20 protein-coding genes are annotated in these 19528 nt (G+C 64.3%); 8 read left to right on the top strand and 12 right to left on the bottom strand.

Translation table 11 applies throughout. The annotated features are described in order from the left end of the window. Window positions 1–67: 67 nt before the first annotated feature. Window positions 68–1702 (bottom strand): ShlB/FhaC/HecB family hemolysin secretion/activation protein, encoded by a 1635-nt coding sequence (locus tag PanNE5_RS08155; RefSeq protein WP_261939595.1) that lies wholly within the window; start codon window positions 1700–1702, stop codon window positions 68–70. 605 nt (window positions 1703–2307) lie between these two features. Here PanNE5_RS08155 and PanNE5_RS08150 point away from each other — a divergent pair. Next, window positions 2308–3570, top strand: coding sequence for an O-antigen ligase family protein (locus PanNE5_RS08150; protein ID WP_157211435.1), 1263 nt, complete (start codon window positions 2308–2310; stop codon window positions 3568–3570). A 12-nt stretch (window positions 3571–3582) separates the two neighbouring features. On the opposite strand, the gene PanNE5_RS08145 is transcribed toward PanNE5_RS08150, so the two are convergent. The 5 genes from PanNE5_RS08145 to PanNE5_RS08125 form a co-directional block, all read right to left on the bottom strand. Then, the gene (locus PanNE5_RS08145; RefSeq protein ID WP_261939594.1) at window positions 3583–4878 is read right to left on the bottom strand and encodes an NAD(P)/FAD-dependent oxidoreductase; all 1296 of its coding nucleotides are present in this window, start codon (window positions 4876–4878) and stop codon (window positions 3583–3585) included. A 10-nt stretch (window positions 4879–4888) separates the two neighbouring features. Next, complete coding sequence (locus tag PanNE5_RS08140; RefSeq protein WP_261939593.1) at window positions 4889–5404, bottom strand: c-type cytochrome; 516 nt, start codon at window positions 5402–5404, stop codon at window positions 4889–4891. Window positions 5405–5436: 32 nt separating this feature from the next. Next, window positions 5437–6204 (bottom strand): BON domain-containing protein, encoded by a 768-nt coding sequence (locus PanNE5_RS08135; protein WP_017233585.1) that lies wholly within the window; start codon window positions 6202–6204, stop codon window positions 5437–5439. Window positions 6205–6322: 118 nt separating this feature from the next. Continuing rightward, complete coding sequence (locus PanNE5_RS08130) at window positions 6323–6910, bottom strand: phosphoheptose isomerase (RefSeq protein ID WP_017233586.1); 588 nt, start codon at window positions 6908–6910, stop codon at window positions 6323–6325. Between the two features lie 154 nt (window positions 6911–7064). Next, the gene (locus tag PanNE5_RS08125; protein ID WP_017233587.1) at window positions 7065–7418 is read right to left on the bottom strand and encodes a YraN family protein; all 354 of its coding nucleotides are present in this window, start codon (window positions 7416–7418) and stop codon (window positions 7065–7067) included. A 95-nt stretch (window positions 7419–7513) separates the two neighbouring features. On the opposite strand from PanNE5_RS08125, the gene rsmI reads away from it, so the two are divergent. Continuing rightward, window positions 7514–8398, top strand: coding sequence for a 16S rRNA (cytidine(1402)-2'-O)-methyltransferase (rsmI, locus tag PanNE5_RS08120; protein WP_261939592.1), 885 nt, complete (start codon window positions 7514–7516; stop codon window positions 8396–8398). Window positions 8399–8532: 134 nt separating this feature from the next. Here rsmI and PanNE5_RS08115 read toward each other — a convergent pair whose 3' ends face one another. From PanNE5_RS08115 to PanNE5_RS08100, 4 genes are all read right to left on the bottom strand, one after another. Further along, entirely contained in the window at window positions 8533–9327 is a 795-nt protein-coding gene (locus PanNE5_RS08115; RefSeq protein ID WP_017233591.1) for an ABC transporter ATP-binding protein, read from the bottom strand. Between the two features lie 2 nt (window positions 9328–9329). Then, entirely contained in the window at window positions 9330–10235 is a 906-nt protein-coding gene (locus PanNE5_RS08110; RefSeq protein ID WP_150564763.1) for an ABC transporter permease, read from the bottom strand. A 234-nt stretch (window positions 10236–10469) separates the two neighbouring features. Continuing rightward, window positions 10470–11456 carry an ABC transporter substrate-binding protein gene (locus PanNE5_RS08105; RefSeq protein ID WP_017233593.1) on the bottom strand — a complete coding sequence of 329 codons (987 nt, stop codon included), beginning with the start codon at window positions 11454–11456 and terminating at the stop codon, window positions 10470–10472. A 445-nt stretch (window positions 11457–11901) separates the two neighbouring features. After that, a complete protein-coding gene (locus PanNE5_RS08100) occupies window positions 11902–12519 on the bottom strand; it encodes a septal ring lytic transglycosylase RlpA family protein (protein WP_017233594.1) in 618 nt (205 codons plus the stop codon). Between the two features lie 234 nt (window positions 12520–12753). Here PanNE5_RS08100 and PanNE5_RS08095 point away from each other — a divergent pair, with 234 nt between their 5' ends. Together PanNE5_RS08095 and PanNE5_RS08090 are read left to right on the top strand one after the other, a co-directional pair. Then, window positions 12754–13410, top strand: coding sequence for an MBL fold metallo-hydrolase (locus PanNE5_RS08095; RefSeq protein ID WP_017233595.1), 657 nt, complete (start codon window positions 12754–12756; stop codon window positions 13408–13410). Beyond that, window positions 13407–14168, top strand: coding sequence for an exonuclease (locus PanNE5_RS08090; protein ID WP_261939591.1), 762 nt, complete (start codon window positions 13407–13409; stop codon window positions 14166–14168). The genes PanNE5_RS08095 and PanNE5_RS08090 overlap by 4 nt, the downstream gene beginning before the upstream one ends. Window positions 14169–14241: 73 nt before the next feature. Here the strand turns inward: PanNE5_RS08090 and arsC are convergent, their stop codons facing one another. Continuing rightward, window positions 14242–14598, bottom strand: a complete 357-nt coding sequence (gene arsC / locus PanNE5_RS08085) for an arsenate reductase (glutaredoxin) (RefSeq protein ID WP_261939824.1) — start codon at window positions 14596–14598, stop codon at window positions 14242–14244. Between the two features lie 298 nt (window positions 14599–14896). Here arsC and PanNE5_RS08080 point away from each other — a divergent pair, with 298 nt between their 5' ends. The 4 genes from PanNE5_RS08080 (at window position 14897) to PanNE5_RS08065 (ending at window position 18447) form a co-directional block, all read left to right on the top strand. Further along, entirely contained in the window at window positions 14897–15403 is a 507-nt protein-coding gene (locus PanNE5_RS08080) for an energy transducer TonB (RefSeq protein WP_017233598.1), read from the top strand. 57 nt (window positions 15404–15460) lie between these two features. Continuing rightward, window positions 15461–16249 carry a 2-oxo-tetronate isomerase gene (gene otnI / locus PanNE5_RS08075; protein ID WP_017233599.1) on the top strand — a complete coding sequence of 263 codons (789 nt, stop codon included), beginning with the start codon at window positions 15461–15463 and terminating at the stop codon, window positions 16247–16249. A gap of 731 nt (window positions 16250–16980) precedes the next feature. After that, window positions 16981–17472 (top strand): CoA-binding protein, encoded by a 492-nt coding sequence (locus PanNE5_RS08070; RefSeq protein WP_261939590.1) that lies wholly within the window; start codon window positions 16981–16983, stop codon window positions 17470–17472. A gap of 36 nt (window positions 17473–17508) precedes the next feature. Beyond that, complete coding sequence (locus PanNE5_RS08065; protein ID WP_261939589.1) at window positions 17509–18447, top strand: alpha/beta hydrolase; 939 nt, start codon at window positions 17509–17511, stop codon at window positions 18445–18447. A 20-nt stretch (window positions 18448–18467) separates the two neighbouring features. On the opposite strand, the gene PanNE5_RS08060 is transcribed toward PanNE5_RS08065, so the two are convergent. Then, the gene (locus PanNE5_RS08060; protein WP_017233602.1) at window positions 18468–19289 is read right to left on the bottom strand and encodes a transporter substrate-binding domain-containing protein; all 822 of its coding nucleotides are present in this window, start codon (window positions 19287–19289) and stop codon (window positions 18468–18470) included. Window positions 19290–19528: the final 239 nt, after the last annotated feature.

Raw genomic sequence — 19528 nt, 5'->3', positions numbered from 1 at the left:
AGAGCACGACATTTTGCGGACGTCGTCCGTGAGCGATGGCGGAATGGCGACGAATCGCCATCCCGTCTTACTCGAATTGATATGACCAGTTCGCATTGAACCGCAGCGGACGGCTCTGCGAGTTGGTCGGCGCGTCGGCCATCGGCTTGGCGACCGACAGGTCGAGCGAGTAGTACTTGCTGTCGGAGACCCGCACGCCCAGGCCCACGGAGGCGAGCTGGTTGTGGAACAACGGCCCCGAACTCAGATAGACGCGCGCCGTATCGAGCATCAGGTACGGCTGAATCGTCTTGAGGAAGCGGAAGTCGGTGCGGAACATCCGATTGAGTTCGATCGACGCCCCCCACCCCCTGTCCCCGGCGATTTCGCCGGCCGGATAGCCGAGGCCGAAGCGCTGACCGCCGAACGTCGCCTGCTCGGACGTCGGCAACGTGTTGGCACTGTACTGCGCGCCCGCCGCGACGACGACACCGAATTCCCACGGCAGCACGAGCCCCTGTTTGCCGTCGAGCGTGAAGCGCCAGAAGCCGAGATCGTAGGGGCCGAGTATTTGCGCGACGCCCGCCGGCTGCGTCGTGTACGACTGGCTCGCCCCCATCCCGGTAAAGCCCTTGAACACGCCGAGCGTGGCGCTGCGGGTCTGCTTCTCGGTGACCTCGTTGTACGAGAGCTGAACCTGCGCGGCCCGCACGTTCGTCTGCGAATTGATGTTGTTCGGCGAATTCGGTACTTCGTAGCGATCGCGCGAATTCACGCCGTACATGCCGCCGCTGACCGTCAGGTTGCGCTGATTGTTGAGCAGGATCGGGTACGACACGGTCACGGCGACACGCTTGGTGTCGAGGTGTCGCGTCAGACCGGCCAGCGCCTGATCGTCTGGCTGTCCGCGATAGTGCGACGCGTCCACGCGCGCCTGCAATCCGTTCGACCCGAGCGGCTGGATGTACGACCCCGCATAGAACTCTTCGTCGTTATGCCCCTTCGGGGCGATGGCCGTGAGCTGAATCTGTTCGCCGAGCGGGGTGAGCGCGTTGCTTGTCACCGTGAACACACCGCGAATACCGGGGTTGTTATAGGTGAGCGACGTGCCCAGCGCTACGGGTTGACGCGTAACGTCGAGCGAGAGTTCGGTCGCGCCGTCGGTCTGCGTGGGCGGTTGCACGTCGGCCTTGATCTTCATGCCGGGCACGAGCGTGAGCAGGTTCAGATAGCGCTCGAACGTGGCGCGCTTGAGCGGACGTTCCGCCTCGATGTGCGCAGCGATGTCGCGCAACCGCTGTTCCGACGGCCCCGGCTTGCCCGTGATTTTCGTGCTCGAGATGTAGCCTTCAACGATCGTCACGCGCACGAAGCCGTCTTTGAAGTCTTGCGCGGGGACGAAGGCGAAGGACAGCAGATAGCCCGCGTCCTGGTACATCTTCGTGACCTGATTGGCCTTTTCGACCAGATCGCCAATGGTCACTTCCTTGCCCGCCAGCGGCGCGAAGACCCCGGCCACGTCGGCGAACGGCAACGACTTGACGCCTTCGATACCGAAACGCTGTGGGGTCATCTTGCGCGCGAGCAGCGATTTGAGCGCGTCTTCCTGCGTCGGTGGCTGAATGCGAAAGGTGGCGGCGGGCGCCTTGGGCACCTCGATTTTTGGAATGCTTTGCAGCGGGTCGCCACGCACGGGGCTGCCGTCGGCCAAGGCGTTGTGCACGCTTAGCAGGCCAATGGAGTACAACGATACGGCGACGACTCGAACGACCCTGCGGCTTTGCGCCGTCTTGACCGAATTACCACGCACAACGCGTAGCGCAAGACGGGCTCCTCCCTGGCGATGCGCCATCCCTATGCCCCTTGAATGCTTATTTTTTCGTGCGGCCAGTGTAACCGAGAGGCGTGAGGCCCCGTCAACAGGGGAAACAGGGTGAAATGCGGCGGTTATACAACATTCGGACCAGAACACTACCAGACAGGGTCTGGACCGCTTAGAGAAGAACCACTCCAAACGTACGAGGTATCAACGCGCCGCAAACGCATGGGTAGGCATCGTAAGGGGGCACGAGGCGCCGGACGAGGTCCTGCTGCGCGCCATGGGATATAATCCGCTGCGCTTTACCGCTTCTGTGCGCCAACAGGCACAACTGCGACGCAATGGCTCTGGGACCCGGCAACACCTCGCTGCGCACGAAATGTCACGGGCGATGCAAGGGTTGGTGTTGCCGCCGCAGAACCGGCGAGTCAACGTGTTTGTTGCGCCTCATGCTTTGCCCCCATATGAAAAGTACCCCAGTTGGCCCTTGGCCCAAGTCGTACGGCGCCGTGATCTACACACTCGCCGTCGCAGGCCTCGTCCTGGCTTTTCCCGCATTCTCCCTGAGCGCTCGCGGTGGTGCGAGCACGCTGTTGATTCTTGCCACAGCACTGTCGCTGATCTCGCTGTCGTTCAAAGAGGGGCGTCGGCTCCTGCTAGCTTCGGTGGGCCAGCTCTCCAGAATGGAGATCGTGCTATGTCTGTCGATGGCCGCACCGCTACTTTGCGCATTACTTATCGAACTCATTCATGGGCAAGTCGCGTGGGACACGCTCGACTCGCCTTCGCGATTCGTCGCAGCCATTCCCATCTTCCTAGCGTTGCGTAGCTCGCAGAGTGACAAGCTCCGCTGGAGCGATCTATCGTTTGCCTTGGGTGGACTAGCTGCGACCCTCGTTACCCTTCCCTATGCGAGCGAATGGGGCACTGACCGTTTCGGCAGCTACTTTCTGAACCCCATCCATTTCGGCGACATTGCGCTCATCTTCGGCGTCATGTCCTTAATGTCGCTTCACTGGCATCGCCGCGACTCCCTCGCCATCGTCGCGCTCAAGCTGCTCGGCACGGGGGCCGGACTTTTTGCGTCGTTACTCACGGGTTCGCGCGGCGGCTGGATCGCCCTGCCGGTAATGCTTCTCATCGTGCTAGGCTACAGATTCAAGTCAGCCCCCCTGAAGTGGAAGGTCGGCGCGTTCGTCCTGCTCGCAGCGGCGGCCACTGCGTCGTACTTTACGTCCTCGCTCGTGCAGGAGCGCATTGTTCAGGCCCAGTTCGACATTCGTAATTACGAGATGGGAAACCGGGACACGTCGATCGGCATCCGCCTCCAATTGTGGGAAACAGGTCTTCGGGAATTCGCCCGCAAGCCGTGGACGGGCCTGGGTGCCAACGGCTATAAGCTCGCCATGCCGCGTTTGCAGGCAGCGGGAGAACTGTCGTCCCGTGCTGCACAGGCCGGGGAAGGAGAAATGCACAACCAGATGATCGCGTATGCGGTCGATTACGGCGTTTTCGGGTGGGTTTCCCTAATGCTGGTCTATCTTGGCCCGATCGGCCTCTTCCATTGCGCCATGCGCAGTGCCTCATCGGTAAGACGACGCGCCGCATTGTTGGGATTGTGCTTCGTGGTGGCATTCTGGATTTTCGGATTGACGGTAGAGACATTCAACCTGAAATCGACCGTGTCTACCTACGTCGTCATCGTGGCAATTCTGGCGGCGATCGTCACAGCGCCTGATCGCGAAAAGTCTCAAGAGACGACGTCAGGCTGATTTCCAACAAACTCACGCCAGCGTGTCGGCCCAGATGCCCTGTGCCCATGCGAGTCCCAGGGCGAATTCGTCCGGTGTGGCGCGCGACGACGCGCCACCTGTGCCCGGCACCGGGAGCATGGTGCGCTGCGCGGCGTCGTATCGGTGAACGCTGGCCACGTGCATCGCTTCGGTCGCCGAGACGAACGTGTAACAGGTGTTGCTGTAAAGCGGCTCCGGGTTGACCGCGCGCCCTGACAGGGCCGCCACGATGGCTGCGGCGCAAACCTTGCCGTGCTGGTTGGCCATATGGCCGGACTTGGGCATCTGCGGGGCGATCTGAATGGCGTCCCCCAGCACATGGATGTCGGGTTGCGCGGTCGACGCAAACGTCAGAAAGTCGACGTCGCACCAACGGCCGTTGGCCGTCGCCAGCCCACTGTCCACCGCGATATCGCCCGCCCGCATCGGCGGGATGACATTGAGCACGTCGGACTTGATTTCCTCACCCAGCTCGAAGCGCGCCAGCCACTTCGCACCATCGGCCGCGACTTCCGTGCAATTGAACTGCGGGTGATACTCAACGATTCCGGCATATTGGGTGCCCCAAATCGCCTGAAACTGCTCGGCTTCCGCGAGCACCTGATCGTTGGTGTCAAAGACGAGCACTTTGGCACGCGGCTTGTGACGTTTGAGCCAGGCGGCGACCTGACACGCGCGCTCATACGGCGCGGGCGGACAGCGAAACGGCGCCTCGGGGATCGTGATGGCGACGACCCCACCGTCGGGCATCGCCCGCAAACGCGCGTGCAACGCGGCGCTTTCGCGGGCGTCGGTCCATCCCACCGGCAAGGCGTCGCGCACCGCGGGATCGGAGAGTCCGGCAATGGCCTCCCTACGCAGCGACACCCCTGGGGCGACGATGAGCTTGTCGTAGGAAAGGCGACCGCCATCGGCGAGCCGCACCTGTTGGTTGGCGGCGTCGATGGCCTGGGCGCGTGTGCGTCGCCAGACCACGCCGTGCCGTTCGACGAGCCTGTCGTAGGGCACTGTCAGGTCGCTTACCCGCAAGTGGCCGCCCACTACGAGGTTCGACAACGGGGCCGAGACAAAGGCGGGATTCGGTTCGACCAAGGTGACGTCTATCGTGTTGCCCGAGAGCATGCGCAACGCCTTGGCCGCCGTCGCGCCACCGAATCCGCCGCCGATCACAACGACACGGGCACGCGTCTTGAGCGGTGTCGGCCAGAGCGGCGCCGCCCATGCGCGGGTGACACCGGCCAGTGCGACCGTCGAGCCCATGCCAAGAAGAAAGTTGCGGCGGCGCATCGTGTCGGCCCTATCGAGGCGTTTGAGACGTTTGAGGCGTGCGCGGCGACGCTGACGCGCCCTTGCCCGCCGGCTGCGAGGCGAAGTACGCGGCGATGCGACGCAACTCGTCGTCGCGATAGCCTTTGAGCAGTTGGGGCATCAGCGTGGCGGTACGCTGCCCATCGCGCATGGCTTGCAACGCCGACATGAGTTCCGTCGCCGGGCGCCCGTCCAGCGCGGGCAGCGTTGCCTTGCCCGTGCTCACTGGCGCCGACGCGTTATGACATGTCATGCACGCCATCGCCCAGTCGCGGGCTTGCCAGTCGGGCTGGGGCGCCTGCGGCGCCGCCGGCTCGACGTAGACCGGGGAGGCGGCGCGCACGCCGGATACCGGTGCCGCCCATGCCGTCGCGGTGGCGACAACCCCGGTTCCGATCGTCAGAACGAGCGCCGCCGCGATGGCCGGCGTCACCCATCGCGCAGATGGACGAGGCAGACGATCGCGGCAGTCGGCGGCTGAGCCGGTAACGGCACGGGTGCGCACGCGCAGTGTCCGAGGCGCTCGGGTAGCGCGCGTCAGTTACCGGTCTTGTTCGACGGACCGGGCTTGATCGGTGCGTCGCTGATCGGCGCAGGCGAGGACAGCGGCTTGGCCGTGACCGTTTCGGTGTCGATCGGCGTGGTCGTGACCGCCGCGGCGCTCGAATCGTCAGTCACCGGGGCCGGGTTCTTCGAGGCCTCGGTCGAGAGGCGCTGCGCCTCTTCCGGCTTGATGTATTCGTACAGCTTGATGACCTTCTGCACCCCGTCGATACGGCTGGTCACGTTGGCGGCGATGCGGCCCTCCTCTTCCGACACGAGGCCCAGCAGATACACGTCGCCACGCTCGGTGACCACTTTGAAGACGTTGGCCGAGATTTCCTTCGTGTTGATCAGGTTGGCCTTGACCTTGCTGGTGATCCACGCGTCGTTCGAGCGCGAACCAAAGGAGCTGGCCGGTCCGATGGCAAGTTCGTCGACGATGCCGCGCACGTTGCTGATCTGCTTGACGATTTCGACGGCGCGCTGCTTGCTGGCGTCGTTCGGAACTTCGCCGGTGAGCAACACGCGACGGTTGAAGACCGTTACGTTGACGTGGGCGGCGTCTGGCAAGTTATTCGCGGTATTGGCTTCGGCCTTGATCTGAATTTCACGGTCTTCCGTCTGCGCGCCGACGGAACGGCGGTCGGTGGCGACGAGTGCGCCGGTCGCGGCACCGCCGAGAATGATGGGGGCACAACCGGCCAGGGTTGCAGCAATCAACGCCGCCGCGGCGAGCGGCTTGACCACGCGTTGGAAATTCATCGGGCATTCTCCTTGTTGGATGATCGAACGGGACGGCCCCCGCCGCGCCCAGCCGGCACCGCCCGCCCCCGCGGCGCAGTACCTGTCATGCTCTTGACGCCGAATGACGGCAATAGGTTCACGCTTCGCCGAACAGCATCGCGTCGACCAGGTCGCACAGGCAGTGAATCGTGAGCAGGTGAACTTCCTGAATGCGCGCGGTACGATCAGCCGGGACGCAGATGTGCACGTCCAGCTCACCCAGCGCCGCATTGACCTTGCCCCCGCCCTTGCCGGTCAGCGCGATCACGTGCATGCCGCGTTCGTGCGCCGCTTCAATGGCGGCGAGCACGTTGCCGGAATTACCCGACGTGGTGATGGCGAGCAGGACATCGCCCTCGTGCCCGAGCGCACGCACCTGCTTCGAGAAGATGGCGTCGAAGTTGTAGTCGTTGCCGATGGCCGTCAGGATCGACGAGTCCGTGGTCAGCGCGATGGCCGGCAATTCGGGGCGCTCGCGCTCGAAGCGGCCGACGAGTTCGGCCGCGAAGTGCTGGCAGTCGGCGGCCGAGCCGCCGTTACCGCAAGCGAGAATCTTGTTGCCGTTGGACAGCGCTTCGAACATGACGTCCGCGGCGGCGGCGATATATTCGGGCAGTGCGTCGCGCGCCGCCAGCTTGGTCTCGACGCTATCCGTGAAGTGTTGCTGAATTCGTTCGATCGACATGGTCGTTTGCCAGGGTGTCGCAAAAGCGGCCGGCCTTGCATGGGTGCCCGAGGGCACTCGCCTGCATCGGCCGGCGTTCAAAGGCCGTATCAGTCTTGAAAATCTTGAAAACGGCGCGTTCGCAAGTGTAACAGGCCGGCGGACACGGGTTTCGTCAGAGATCGTCGGCTCGGAAAGCGTCGGGCAGCCAGCGCACCACCGGCGGACGTCCGTCGAACGTCACCACGTCGAAACGACAACGCCCCGCGGGACGCCGCAGCAGATAGTGACGCGCGGCCAAGGCCAGGCGGCGGCGTTTGGCGCGCGTAATGCTCTCGGCGGCCCCGCCGAAGTCGCTGCGCGCGCGGGCGCGCACCTCGACGAATACCAGTACACCCGCGCAATCCCGCATAATGAGGTCGATTTCGCCGCCGCGACACCGATAATTGCGCGCGACGAGCCGCCAGCCGCGTCGCTCCAGCAACGTCTGAGCGTGGTCCTCGAACGATTCTCCTAACTGATTCGACATGGTTGTTCCGATGTTTACCGTTGCCGGCGCTGCCGGTGTTACCAACGCCTGTGTGCCCCGCACGGCAACGACGCCGTTTGCGGGAGTGCGACGCCATGGATGAGCGCCTGATGTCCCTGGCCGAGGGCCAGCATTACCCGGTGGGCACGCTGTACGTCGTCGCCACGCCGTTGGGCAATACCGCCGACATCACGGTGCGAGCGCTGTACATCCTCGGGATGGTTGACGCTATCGCCTGTGAAGATACGCGCAATAGCGCGCAGTTGCTCCAGCGGTATGGCATCGACAAGCCGTTGATTGCGGCCCACCAGCACAACGAAAACGAAGTGGCGACGCGGTTGGTCGAGCGTCTGCGGGGTGGCGAGCGCATCGCCTACATTTCAGACGCAGGCACCCCGGGCATCTCGGATCCAGGCGCGCGACTGGTCGATGCGGTGCGTGCGACCGGGCTCGGCGTGGTGCCGGTACCAGGCGCGAGCGCGGTGATTACGCTGCTCTCGGCGGCCGGCGCCTGGGTGGAGACGTTCACGTTCGTGGGTTTCCTGCCATCGAAGGCGCAGCAACGGGCCCAGGCGATTGCTGCGCTTGCAGGGGCGACCTCGGCGCAGGTCTTCTACGAAGCGCCGCATCGGATCGTAGAGACGGTCGCGGCACTCGCCGATGGATTGGGCGGTGCGCGCCGACTGTTGATCGGACGTGAGTTGACCAAGCGCTTCGAGGAGATTCACGAATGTGCGCTGAGCGAAGGCGTGGCCTGGCTGAAGGCGGACGCGAACCGTCAACGTGGCGAATTCGTGCTGGCGGTATCGGGCGCGGCAGCAAGCGCTAGCGAAGATGGTGTCGACGCCAAAGCGCAGCGCGTGCTCGCGTTGCTGGTGGCCGAACTGCCGACGAAAAGCGCCGCGAAGCTCGCCGCCGCGATTACCGGCGCACCCAAGAACGCGCTCTACGAGCGGGCACTGGCCCTCAAGAACACTTGATCGCGCTGTGCGACAGGCACTTCCTGGAGGTTGAGAAATCGGACGCGTCCGACAAATGGGGCTCCTTCCTCCCATGCGCACTTCAAAAAGAACAAGCCCGCCGAAGCGGGCTTGTGTCCTGACATTCCAACGCGTTAGCTCAGCAGCAGCGCGTCATCATCGAGCTGTTCGCCGCGGGTGCGTTCGAACATCTGCAGCAGATCGGGAACGTCCAGGCCCTTGCGTTCCTCACCCGACACGTCCAGCACGACCTTGCCCTGATGCAGCATCACGGTGCGGTCGCCGTAGTCCAGTGCCTGACGCATGCTGTGCGTGACCATCATCGCCGTCAGCTTGCTCTCTTGCACGATGCGTGCCGTCAGTTCCAGCACAAACGCCGCCGTCTTGGGGTCCAGCGCGGCCGTATGCTCGTCGAGCAGCAAGATCCGCGACGGCTGCAACGACGCCATCAACAGGCTCACCGCCTGACGCTGACCGCCGGAGAGCAGCCCGATACGGTCCGAGAGCCGGTTCTCCAGCCCAAGGTTGAGCAGGCTCAGCTTCTCGCGGAACCGCTCACGCAGCTCCCGATTCAGCGCGAACCCGAAGCTCCGGCGTTCGCCCCGCTTGACCGCCAATGCCATGTTTTCCTCGATGGTCAGCGCCTCGCAGGTGCCGGCCATCGGATCCTGGAACACGCGCGCCACCTGACTCGCCCGCTGCCACGCCGTCTTCTTCGTGACGTCGTTACCGTCGATCGAAATCGTGCCCGAATCGACCCGCAAGTCGCCGCTGATGGCATTCAGGAACGTGGACTTGCCCGCACCGTTCGAACCGATCACGGTGACGAACTGGCCCGTCGGGATGTCCAGCGACATGCCGCGCAGCGCACGGTTCTCGATGGGCGTGCCCGGATTGAAAGTGATCTTGAGGTCTTTTGCGCTCAACATGATCAGGCACCTCCGTTCTTGCGGGGGAACAGCTTGCGGCGCGTTGCCGGCAGCACCAATGCCACCGCCACGAGCAATGCCGTCACCAAATTCAGATCCTGCGCCTTCAGACCGATGAAATCGCTGTTGAGCGCGAGCGCGATGAAGAAGCGGTAAAGCACCGCACCGACGACCACTGCCAACGTTGTGAGAATGAGGCGTCGGGCCGGCAGAATCGTCTCGCCAATGATGACCGCCGCCAAGCCGATCACGATGGTACCGATCCCCATCGAGATGTCCGCGCCGCCCTGCGATTGCGCGAACAACGCGCCCGCAAGCGCCACCAGCGCATTCGAGAGCGCCATGCCCGCCAGAATCTCGTGACCGGTATTCACGCCTTGCGCCCGCGCCATGCGCGAATTCGCGCCTGTCGAGCGCATCGCCAAGCCCTGTTGCGAAAGGAAGAAGTAATCCAGCCCAAGCTTCACCACGATGACCACGCCCAGCAGCAACAACGGACGCGTCACATAGTCCGGCAACCAGGACACGTTGTCCGGCAGGAGCATCGTAAAGACGGTCGGCGAGGTAATCAGCGGCACGTTCGGTGCCCCCATCACCCGCAGGTTCACGGAATAGAGCGCGATCATCATCAGGATACTGGCGAGCAGATCCATGATCTTCAGGCGCACATTGAGCCAGCCGGTGATGAAGCCCGCCAGCGCGCCCGCCGCCATCGCCGCCACGGTCGCGGCGAAGGGATTGGTGCCGCCGGCGATCAGCGTAGCCGCGACCGCGCCGCCCAGGGCGAAGCTGCCGTCGACGGTCAAATCAGGGAAATTGAGGATGCGGAAGGAAATCAGCACCCCGAGCGCCACGAGACTGAAGATCAGACCGATCTCCAGGGCGCCCATCATAGAAAAAAGAGACATTGTCGTAATTCCACTGCGCAAGACGGCCCATGCCGGGTCTCGGCATCAGCGCTCACACGGCCGACGTCGGCCAGTTCGGGGCATCGCCGGTCGTTGTGCGACCGCTGTCGGGGGGAGCCGTCCCACCCATTCGATAGGAAAAGAGCGGCGGGGACAGAGGGTGTCCGGGCGCCGCCCTGTCGCGCTGCGGTGAGCCGGGGAGGTACACCCCGCCTTACCGCGCTCACGCACGCTTTACTGCCTGATGACCGTCTTGGCTTCCTTCACCAGATCGTCCGACAGCGTCACGCCTTGCTTGGCGGCCGCCGCCGTGTTGACGAACAGTTCCAGATTCGAGCTGGTCTGCGAGGCAATCGCCCCCGGCTTCTCTCCCTTCAAGATGCGCCCGACCACCTTCCCGGTCTGACGGCCCAGGTCGTAATAGTTCACGCCCAGTGCCGCAATGGCGCCGCGCTTCACGCTATCGGTATCCGACGCGACCAACGGGATCTTGCGGTCGTTGGCCACCTTCACCAGCGATTCATACGCCGACACGACGTTGTTGTCCGTGTTCGTGTAGATCACGTCGACCTTGCCGACCAGGCTGTTGGCCGCCGAACTGATGTCGACGGTGCGGGGCGCGGCCGCTTCGACCAGCGTCAGTCCGGCAGCGGGCAGCAACTTCTTCAGCTCGTTGACGACCACGACCGAGTTCGCTTCACCCGGGTTGTACACCATGCCGACACGCTTGGCGTTCGGCACGACACGCTTGATCAGGGCGACCTGCTTGTCCAGCGGCAGCTTGTCGGACACGCCGGTCACATTGGTGCCCGACGGCGCCCAATTCTTGACCAATTGCGCCGCGACGGGATCGGTCACGGCCGAGTAGACCAGCGGCACCGACTTGGTCGCGGCCGCCACGGCCTGCGCCGTGGGCGTGGCAATGCCGATAATCACGTCCGGCTGGTCGCCCACGAACTTGCGGGCGATCTGCGCGGCCGTACCGACGTTGCCCTGTGCGCTCTGGTATTCCCACTTGAGGTTCTTGCCGACCTCGTACCCTTCCGCCTTGAGTTCGTCGCGTGCGCCATCGCGGATGGCGTCCAGCGCCGGGTGCTCCACGATCGCCAACACGGCCACCGATTTTGTCCCCTGCGCGAAGGCCGCGCCGGTCGTGCCCAACAACGTTGCGGCCACGGCGCACAGCAGGGTGCGCTTGGCGAATTTGCCCATCGTCGACATCAAAACTCCTCCAGGAATGCTCTTTGATAGGTGCGCTGAGCCCGTGTCTCGCCGGGTCTCATTCGGATGCACACAAAACGTGCACCGGCGCGTGGGGCACAGTCTACCCACATCCCCCTGAGCGAACAACGGTTGCCAACGCAACCGCCTGAAAGGCCCGTGGAATATCGGGCTGCGCCGAATCGCTGGCAGATTGATGCGGCAATCGGAAAAAAATTAGTCGATTTGGTCGTCAAATTTCCGATGTGCGCACATTCGTGCGTGGCATTCGCCCTATCAGATGCAGCAAAAATCGGAATAATGCGCGATTTTTTACACAGAATAGATGGATTTTGCACAACAAATGTGCGGCGAGCATCCCCCGGCTTGGGAAGCCATCAACGCGATTTCAGAATTGGCCGTCGGGAAACGAGGCGCCGCGACGACGCGCGTACGCCGCGTGGCGTCAGGGCGCGTTCTTGCTGTCGTCCAGGCCGAGGGCAGCGACTTCGGTGCGGGAGAGGCGGCGGATTTCGACCTTGGCGTGGCCGGCGCGAATAAAGCCGAGCTGCTTGGCCGCCCCGTAGGAAAGGTCGATGATGCGATTGTGCGCGTAGGGGCCGCGATCGTTGATTTTGACGACGACAGTCTTGTTGTTGGCGATATTGCGCACGAGCGCAAAGCTGCCCAGCGGCAAGGTCGGATGCGCGGCGGTCGGTTCGTTCATGTCGAACGTTTCGCCGGTGGCCGTGCGACGTCCATGAAACTTCTTGCCATACCAGGATGCCATGCCAGTCTGGTAAAACGTGCCGGCGTCGGCGCGCAGATGCGCTTCGCCGTCGCGATCCGGCGCTTCGGGATCGCCCGGACTGAGACCTTCGGTACGATACGACTTGCCGGGCCACTGCAGATCGAAGTTCGACCCGACGGGCGCGTTGGCTTCGCGCGCACGGGCGCGCGCGCCTGTCGCCGAAGCGGCGGCAGCCGTGGGGCTGAGGGGTTCGAGCGGCGTTGTGCAGGCTGTCAACGTCAGGGCGAGGGCGCAGCCGACCGCGAACCGTGTGAGGATCTCGCGTGTTCGCATAGCGCGCAAGTTTAACACGACGCAAAATGCAACCTATCAGCGAGCGTTCACTTACGCGCCGAGACTCGCTTAATCAGCATCGCACAGGCTTGGTCAGTCTCATCGGACACGGCTCGCTCAAGCGCTCCGACCCGCTTGGCGAGCAGCGCTCAGGCGTGTCGTCGATTGCGACGCGCCCGGCGGGTCCCCTCGCGTCCGAATTACAATAGGCGAAAACTGCGTCCCCGATATCCCATGAACGTCACTCTGATTCCTGTCACGCCTTTCCAGCAAAACTGCACCCTGCTCGTCTGCGATGCGACGAAGCGCGCCGCCGTGGTCGACCCCGGTGGCGACATCGACCGGATCGTCGGCGAGATCGAACGCCAGGGCGTGACGCTCGAGAAAATCTTCCTGACGCACGGCCACCTTGACCATTGCGGCGGCGCGGGCGCACTTGCCGAAAAATACGACGTCCCCATCGAAGGCCCGCATCCCGACGACGCGTTCTGGATCGACCAGCTTCAGACACAAAGCGCGCGCTTCGGCTTTCCCGAACCACAGCCGTTCACGCCCGACCGCTGGCTGGGTGACGGCGACACGGTCACGTTCGGCGAGGTCACCCTCGACGTGCTGCATTGCCCGGGGCATACGCCGGGTCATGTCGTGTTCTTCTCGGCGGACGAGCGTCTGGCCAGCGTGGGCGACGTGCTCTTCGCCGGCTCCATTGGCCGCACCGATTTTCCGCGCGGCAACCACGCCGACCTGATCGCGTCGATCCGCAACAAACTCTGGCCGCTCGGCAACGACGTGACCTTCATTCCCGGACACGGCCCTGTCTCCACCTTCGGTCAGGAACGTCAGACCAATCCGTACGTGGCCGATACCGTGCTCGCCGGGAGCGCCGCATGAGCGAGGCCGTGTCGCGTACCCCCTCGCGCATCATCCCCGCCGACGAGGAAATTTTCGTCAGCACCGACGTCGAGGCCGACGGCCCGATCCCCGGCCCGCATTCGATGCTCAGTTTCGCGTCGGCGGCCTACACGGCCGACAAGGAGCTGATCGGCACGTTCAGCGCCAATCTCGAGTGCCTGCCCGACGCGAAGGGGCATCCGCTGACGATGAAATGGTGGAAGACCGAGCCAGACGCGTGGGCGGCCTGCCGCGTCGATCAGGAAGACCCGACCAAGGCGCTCAAGGCGTATGTGAAGTGGGTGGAGAAGCTGCCGGGCAAGCCGGTGTTCGTCGCCTATCCGGCAGGGTTCGATTTCACGTTCATGTTCTGGTACATGATGCGCTTCGTCGGTCGTTGTCCGTTTTCATGGTCGGCGCTCGACATCAAGACGCTCGCGTTCGCCATGACCGGCATGCCCTACCGCAAGTGCATCAAGCCGCGGCTGCCGTCCGTCTGGCTCGACCCGCTGCCGCACACGCACGTGGCACTCGACGACGCGCTCGAACAAGGTGCGCTCTTTTGCAACATGCTCGCCGAGCTGCGCGAGCAGCAGAAGACGTTGACCGAACTCCCCGGTTGGCGCGGCGCCGGACTCACGGCGAATGCCGACGCGCCGGTGTTCAGGTCGCCCGCAGCACAAGCGGCGGCCGAGGCGGTAGCGCACGCCGAATCGCCAGACACCGGCCCCGGCAAGGACAGCGCGGCGCACGGCTGAGCCAGGACCTCGCGGTGCCATGCGCGAGGGGCTCGACGCGCATGGCGCGGGGACCGCTTCCGCCGTCGGTCGATTACAGCACCTGGCTCGCCAAGTCGGGCGGACGCGCAATCACGGCCTTGTCGCCGTTGACCACGATGGGTCGCTGCAACAACTTCGGATGCGCCGCCACGGCGGCGAGCAACGCGTCGTCGGTCATCGCCGCGTCGGCCAAGCCCAGCTCGGTGTACTCGGTTTCGTTGCTTCGGATCATCTCGCGCACCGGCACGCCGAGTAGGTTGTGCAAACGCTTGAGATCGGCGAGCGTCGGCGGGGTCTTCAGATACTCGATGACCTGCAGATCGCCCCCGCCCACCGCCGGCGACCCCTCCACCAGAGCCAGCGCTTCGCGCGACTTCGAGCAGCGCGGGTTGTGATACACGGTAATCATGATCCCTCCAATACGTTCAAAAGGCGTCAGTCGCGACGGCGTCGTGCGCGCCTGAAACAGGCGCTGGCGAGTATGCATGGTATCGCCGGATACCGCCACTCGCCGACATCCGGGTCCACATCGACACCTACGTGTTAACCGCGCTGCGCGGCGCGCGTGGGCCATCTAACATAGGCAATGAGGGCTTCGCGTTGTGTCGAGAGGCGCTTCGCGCGGACGAATTCGCGATCTGCGAGACCGCTCCCGCCCGGTAGATGAACAAGAAGACCCGTGTCGCGAATGTTGCGGGAGACGATGTATGTATGCGCAACCTTCTCAATGCCGGCGGACGCCGCATGCCGCCGGAGGCTTCACCGTCATCGCCTGTGTTCTGGCGGTGTCGGGCTGCGCCAATCCGGATTTCGAGCCCAAACAGCCGCTCATCCTCAACATGACGCCCGCCCGGGTCCCATACACGGCGCTCGATCAGTACAAGATCGCCGCGGCGCAACGCGTGACGGCGGTCAACGCCCGCCAGATCACGCCGGGCAATCCCCAGCCGATGCTGCGCTCGGTGGTGTCGCTCGAGTACTGGGTAGACCGCAGCGGGAACATCACGAGCGTGGCGCTGTATCGCAGCAATGGCGACCAGGAAGCGGAGCGCATCGCGGTGGCGAGCCTGCGACGGGCCAGCCCGCTGCCGATGCCGAGCCGTGCGCTGGTCGACAGCAGCGGCCGCGTACGCGCCGTCGAAACCTGGCTCTTCAACGATGACGGGCGCTTTCAGTTGCGCAGCGTGGCCGCGCCTCAGATCGACGGGCAGTGATATCGTGACAGGCATCGATCCACCCTGCCCGGCCCGCGCCGGGCGACGGAGATGCTCATGCCGCGATTTGCCGCGAACCTGACCCTGCTCTATCAGGAAGTGCCGTTTCTGGAGCGTTTCCGCGAGGCCGCAAGCGACGGCTTCCGGGGCGTGGAATGCCTGTTCCCTTACGATCATCCCGCACAAGAGGTGCGGGCGCGTCTGGACGACGCGGGGCTCACGCAGGTGCTGTTCAACACCCCCGCCGGTGACTGGGCCAACGGCGAGCGCGGGCTGGCAGCGCTGCCAGGGCGCGAAGCGCAGTTTCGGGACGGCCTCGAACGCGCGCTCGACTACGCCGATACGCTGGGCTGCCGCCAACTGCACGTGATGGCCGGATGCCCCGACCCCGCCGCGTCGCTTGAGCGCTGCCGCGACGTTTATCTCGACAATCTCGCCTACGCGGCCGGACAGGCTGCCGCGCATGGCGTCACGATTCTCATCGAACCGATCAATCCGCGTGACTTTCCGCGCTATTTCCTGACACGACAGGATCAGGCTCAGGCCATTCGCCAGGCGGTCGGCGCGAGCCATCTCAAGGTGCAGTTCGACGTATATCACTGTCAGATCGTCGAGGGTGACCTGGCGGTCAAGCTACGCCAGCACATCGACAATATCGGCCACGTGCAGGTGGCAGGCGTGCCTGCGCGTCACGAACCCGACACCGGGGAAGTCAACTATCCGTTTCTCTTCCGTCTGCTTGACGAACTCGGCTACGCGGGATGGGTCGGGTGCGAATATCGCCCGCAGGGTGCGACGCGCGCCGGACTCGGCTGGCTCAAACCGTGGCTCAGGGCCACCCGATAAGCTGTTGAGTCGCCGCGACGACCATGCCGACCACCGGTCGGCATGTCGCTTACCCATTTACGCAGGGATAAATCGATTTCCGAAAAGTAAATCGGAGAGCGAAATAATCGTTGGGATGACGACGAAAGGCGTAGGAAAGATGTAGGTGTGCGCAGGCAAAAAAAATGGCGGGACACGTAGGCCCGCCAAAACCACACGCTACGGGGTTAGCGCGAGGAGACCAGATTCAGAGCACTGCATCGAACCACCCTGCAGATCGCGCCGGGGGACGCGTTCCGCCGATACAGTCGCGCTGCGGTGTTACCGGGGGATAAGCACATCAGCGTTGAAAAGCATTTTGGTGGAAACGTATGGGGGGAGGGGTAACAAAGTGTTTCAGGTTGTAACACCTGAGACCTTCGCGCGACCCTTCATGCTGCCGCTTCGCCTTCTCCGGCATGGGTTTCCGGCGTATTGACGGATGCTCCATTTGGTTCGTGATCCTGAGTAACTCGCCCGGCGAAGCATCGACACGGACGATGCCCGCCCGAGCCGGCCCATCACATCGGTCGCAGCATCGGCGCCGCCGCCGCGTTTCACGTGCGCGCCGTCAATGTGCTAAGTTCATTCCTTGTGCGTGGCAACAAAGTGGGCATCTGACATCCGAAGACACGTCAACGCCGCGGATCGGCAGCGCACCGAGAGCAGCAATTCCGTCAACGACCGCACCGGCCCCGTCGGGCCGCATTCGCATGCAAACCATGGAACGTTTGGGGCAGATACTGGCGCGCGACCGCGTCATCGGGGTGGTGGGCCTGTCGCCGCGGCCGGACCGGCCGAGCTACACCACATCGCGCTACATGCAACAGCACGGATACCGGATCGTCCCCATCAACCCGCAAGCGGCCGGCGCGACGATTCTGGGCGAGCCCGTTTATGCGAGCCTGGCCGAGGCGGCCGACGCCTTGCGCGCCGAGGGCCTGCGGATCCAGATGGTCGACTGTTTCCGTCGCAGCGGCGACATTCCGCCCATCGCGGATGAAGCCGTCGCCATTGGCGCGACCAGCCTATGGATGCAGTTGGGCATCGAAAACGACGACGCCGCAGCCGTCGCGCTGGCGGCAGGGCTGGACGTCGTGATGGACCGATGCGTCAAGATCGAACACCAGCGCTGGCAGATGCAAGCGGGCCACCCCGCCGGCGCGGACGCCCGCCCGCCGGGACAGCCGCTTCCGAAACGCTGAACCGCCGACCTCCAACGCCGCCAAAGACCCGCTGACATGACCATTGACGCCGATCTACTCGCCTATTACGACCAAATGGCGCGCAAGTACCCCGCCACTGCCGACAACGGCGCGCCAAGCGCGCAAGACGTGCGTGCCCGGTTCGCCGCCGTCGCCAACGAGGCCTTGCGCCCGTTGCCGGCGGGATTGCGCAGCGAGACCTTCGACATTGCGCTGCCGGGCCGCACCCTGCGCGCAAGGCTCTATCGCCCGGTCGAACGCGAAGTGCCGCTGGTGGTGTTCTTCCACGGCGGCGGCTGGGTCGTGGGAGATGTCGACACCCATGGGACGTTGGCTGCCTTCCTGGCGCAGGACGGCGACGTGGCGGTGTTGAGCGTCGATTACCGGTTGGCGCCCGAGCATCCGTTCCCGGCGCCGATCGACGACGCGCGCGACGCCTTGGCCTGGGCGGCCGAGCAGCGCGCGCGGCTCGGCGTGCGCGTCGACCGTCTGGCCGTGGCGGGCGACAGCGCCGGCGGCCACTTGGCGGCGCAGGCGGCGGCGTGGTTCAACGATCGACATCCGGGGATTGTGGGGGCGCAGTTGCTGATCTATCCGGTGGTGCAGTACCGGTTCGATACGCCGAGTTACGAGCGTCTGGCGAACGGCGTGGGCCTGACACGCGACGAAATGCGCTGGTACTGGAAGGAATTTCTGGGCAACGTGGCACCGTCGGCAGACGACGTGCGGGTCAATCTCACCGCGCAAGCGCCGCGTCACGCCTTGCCGCACGCCTTGGTGATTGCGGCGGAATACGATCCGTTGCACGACGAAGCGGTGTCGTACGCCCAATTCGTGGCGAGTTCAGGTGGCCGGGCGGAGGTCATCGAGGCGCCCGGCCTGACGCATAGTTTCGCGAGGTTACAACCGTTCGTGCCGCAGGCGAGGCTGGTCATGCACGACGCGGCGCAGCGTCTGCGTGACTGGCTGGGATGACCCGCGCGGGACTCACGCCGTCACTTCAGCCACTTGTCGACGACCTTCTGATATTCCCCGGTCTTCTGCGCAAGATTCAGCCACTGGTCGACGTATTGCTTGAAGATGTCGTCGCCGCGCGGCAGCAGGTAGGCCTTCTCACCGAACTGCAACGGCTTGTCGGGGTTGACCGGGCACAGTGACGGATTGAGCTTGTGCTGCAACAGCGTTTCCGAGGCGTCCGTGACCATCACGTCGGCTTTGCCGTCGACGATCTGCTTGAAGATCGTGACATTGTCCGGATAGATCGTGAGCGTGGCGTTCGGCAGGTACTGGCGGGCGAAACGTTCGTTCGTGCCGCCCGGGTTGGCGATGACGCGCGTACTCGGTTTGTTCAGATCGGCGAGCGTCTGGTACTTCGCCACGTCGGCGCAGCGCACGATCGGCGATTTGCCGTCGACCATGACCACGTTGCTGTAATAGGCGCGCGCCGCCCGATCCAGCGTAACCGACACACCGCCGACGGCGATATCGCATTTGCCGGCGGTGAAGTCGTCCATCAGCCCCTTCCAGGTCGTCGGAACGATCACCGGCTTCACGCCGAGCGACTTCGCCAGCGAGGCGACCAGATCCACGTCGATGCCCTCGACCTGGCCATCCGGGCGTCGATACGAGTAAGGCTTGTAGTCACCCGTCGCGCAGGCGCGCAGCGTGCCCGATTTGACGATGTCGTCGAGCCGGGAGTGGATGGCGGGGGTCGCGGAAGGGCTCACGACAGCGGCCGATTGCGCGTGGGCCGCAGCGCCGGCGAGCACCGCCCCGGCCACGAAGGCCGCGCTGGCGGCCGTCAACATGACTTTCATGCTTGTCTCCTGAGGTTTGACGTGTTGGCGCACTGCGCTCCCGAACTGTCTGACGCAGCGCGTGGGGCTCAATACTAAAGACACTCCCGGCCCACGCCAATCGGAATGACGCCACTGTTCCGCGCGCGCCACGCCGACGCGTCGCCGATGGCTGATGTGCGGCATAACAGCCCGCCATGCGTCCGGGCCGAGGATACGCGAGTAAAATGATCGCTTGCCCCAACCCTCCTACCCACCGC

The organism is Pandoraea sp. NE5 (genome assembly GCF_024363545.1).
Classification (GTDB): domain Bacteria; phylum Pseudomonadota; class Gammaproteobacteria; order Burkholderiales; family Burkholderiaceae; genus Pandoraea; species Pandoraea cepalis.
This window is presented reverse-complemented; position numbering and strand designations above follow the sequence as displayed.

Coding starts and splice junctions, on each gene's coding strand:
- PanNE5_RS08110 (WP_150564763.1), bottom strand. CDS start 10,235: ATGTCTCTTTTTTCTATGATGGGCGCCCTGGAGATCGGTCTGATCTTC.
- PanNE5_RS08125 (WP_017233587.1), bottom strand. CDS start 7,418: ATGTCGAATCAGTTAGGAGAATCGTTCGAGGACCACGCTCAGACGTTG.
- PanNE5_RS08105 (WP_017233593.1), bottom strand. CDS start 11,456: ATGTCGACGATGGGCAAATTCGCCAAGCGCACCCTGCTGTGCGCCGTG.
- rsmI (WP_261939592.1), top strand. CDS start 7,514: ATGGATGAGCGCCTGATGTCCCTGGCCGAGGGCCAGCATTACCCGGTG.
- PanNE5_RS08145 (WP_261939594.1), bottom strand. CDS start 4,878: ATGCGCCGCCGCAACTTTCTTCTTGGCATGGGCTCGACGGTCGCACTG.
- PanNE5_RS08100 (WP_017233594.1), bottom strand. CDS start 12,519: ATGCGAACACGCGAGATCCTCACACGGTTCGCGGTCGGCTGCGCCCTC.
- PanNE5_RS08065 (WP_261939589.1), top strand. CDS start 17,509: ATGACCATTGACGCCGATCTACTCGCCTATTACGACCAAATGGCGCGC.
- PanNE5_RS08080 (WP_017233598.1), top strand. CDS start 14,897: ATGTATGCGCAACCTTCTCAATGCCGGCGGACGCCGCATGCCGCCGGA.
- PanNE5_RS08115 (WP_017233591.1), bottom strand. CDS start 9,327: ATGTTGAGCGCAAAAGACCTCAAGATCACTTTCAATCCGGGCACGCCC.
- PanNE5_RS08095 (WP_017233595.1), top strand. CDS start 12,754: ATGAACGTCACTCTGATTCCTGTCACGCCTTTCCAGCAAAACTGCACC.
- PanNE5_RS08130 (WP_017233586.1), bottom strand. CDS start 6,910: ATGTCGATCGAACGAATTCAGCAACACTTCACGGATAGCGTCGAGACC.
- otnI (WP_017233599.1), top strand. CDS start 15,461: ATGCCGCGATTTGCCGCGAACCTGACCCTGCTCTATCAGGAAGTGCCG.
- PanNE5_RS08070 (WP_261939590.1), top strand. CDS start 16,981: ATGCAAACCATGGAACGTTTGGGGCAGATACTGGCGCGCGACCGCGTC.
- arsC (WP_261939824.1), bottom strand. CDS start 14,598: ATGATTACCGTGTATCACAACCCGCGCTGCTCGAAGTCGCGCGAAGCG.
- PanNE5_RS08090 (WP_261939591.1), top strand. CDS start 13,407: ATGAGCGAGGCCGTGTCGCGTACCCCCTCGCGCATCATCCCCGCCGAC.
- PanNE5_RS08135 (WP_017233585.1), bottom strand. CDS start 6,204: ATGAATTTCCAACGCGTGGTCAAGCCGCTCGCCGCGGCGGCGTTGATT.
- PanNE5_RS08060 (WP_017233602.1), bottom strand. CDS start 19,289: ATGAAAGTCATGTTGACGGCCGCCAGCGCGGCCTTCGTGGCCGGGGCG.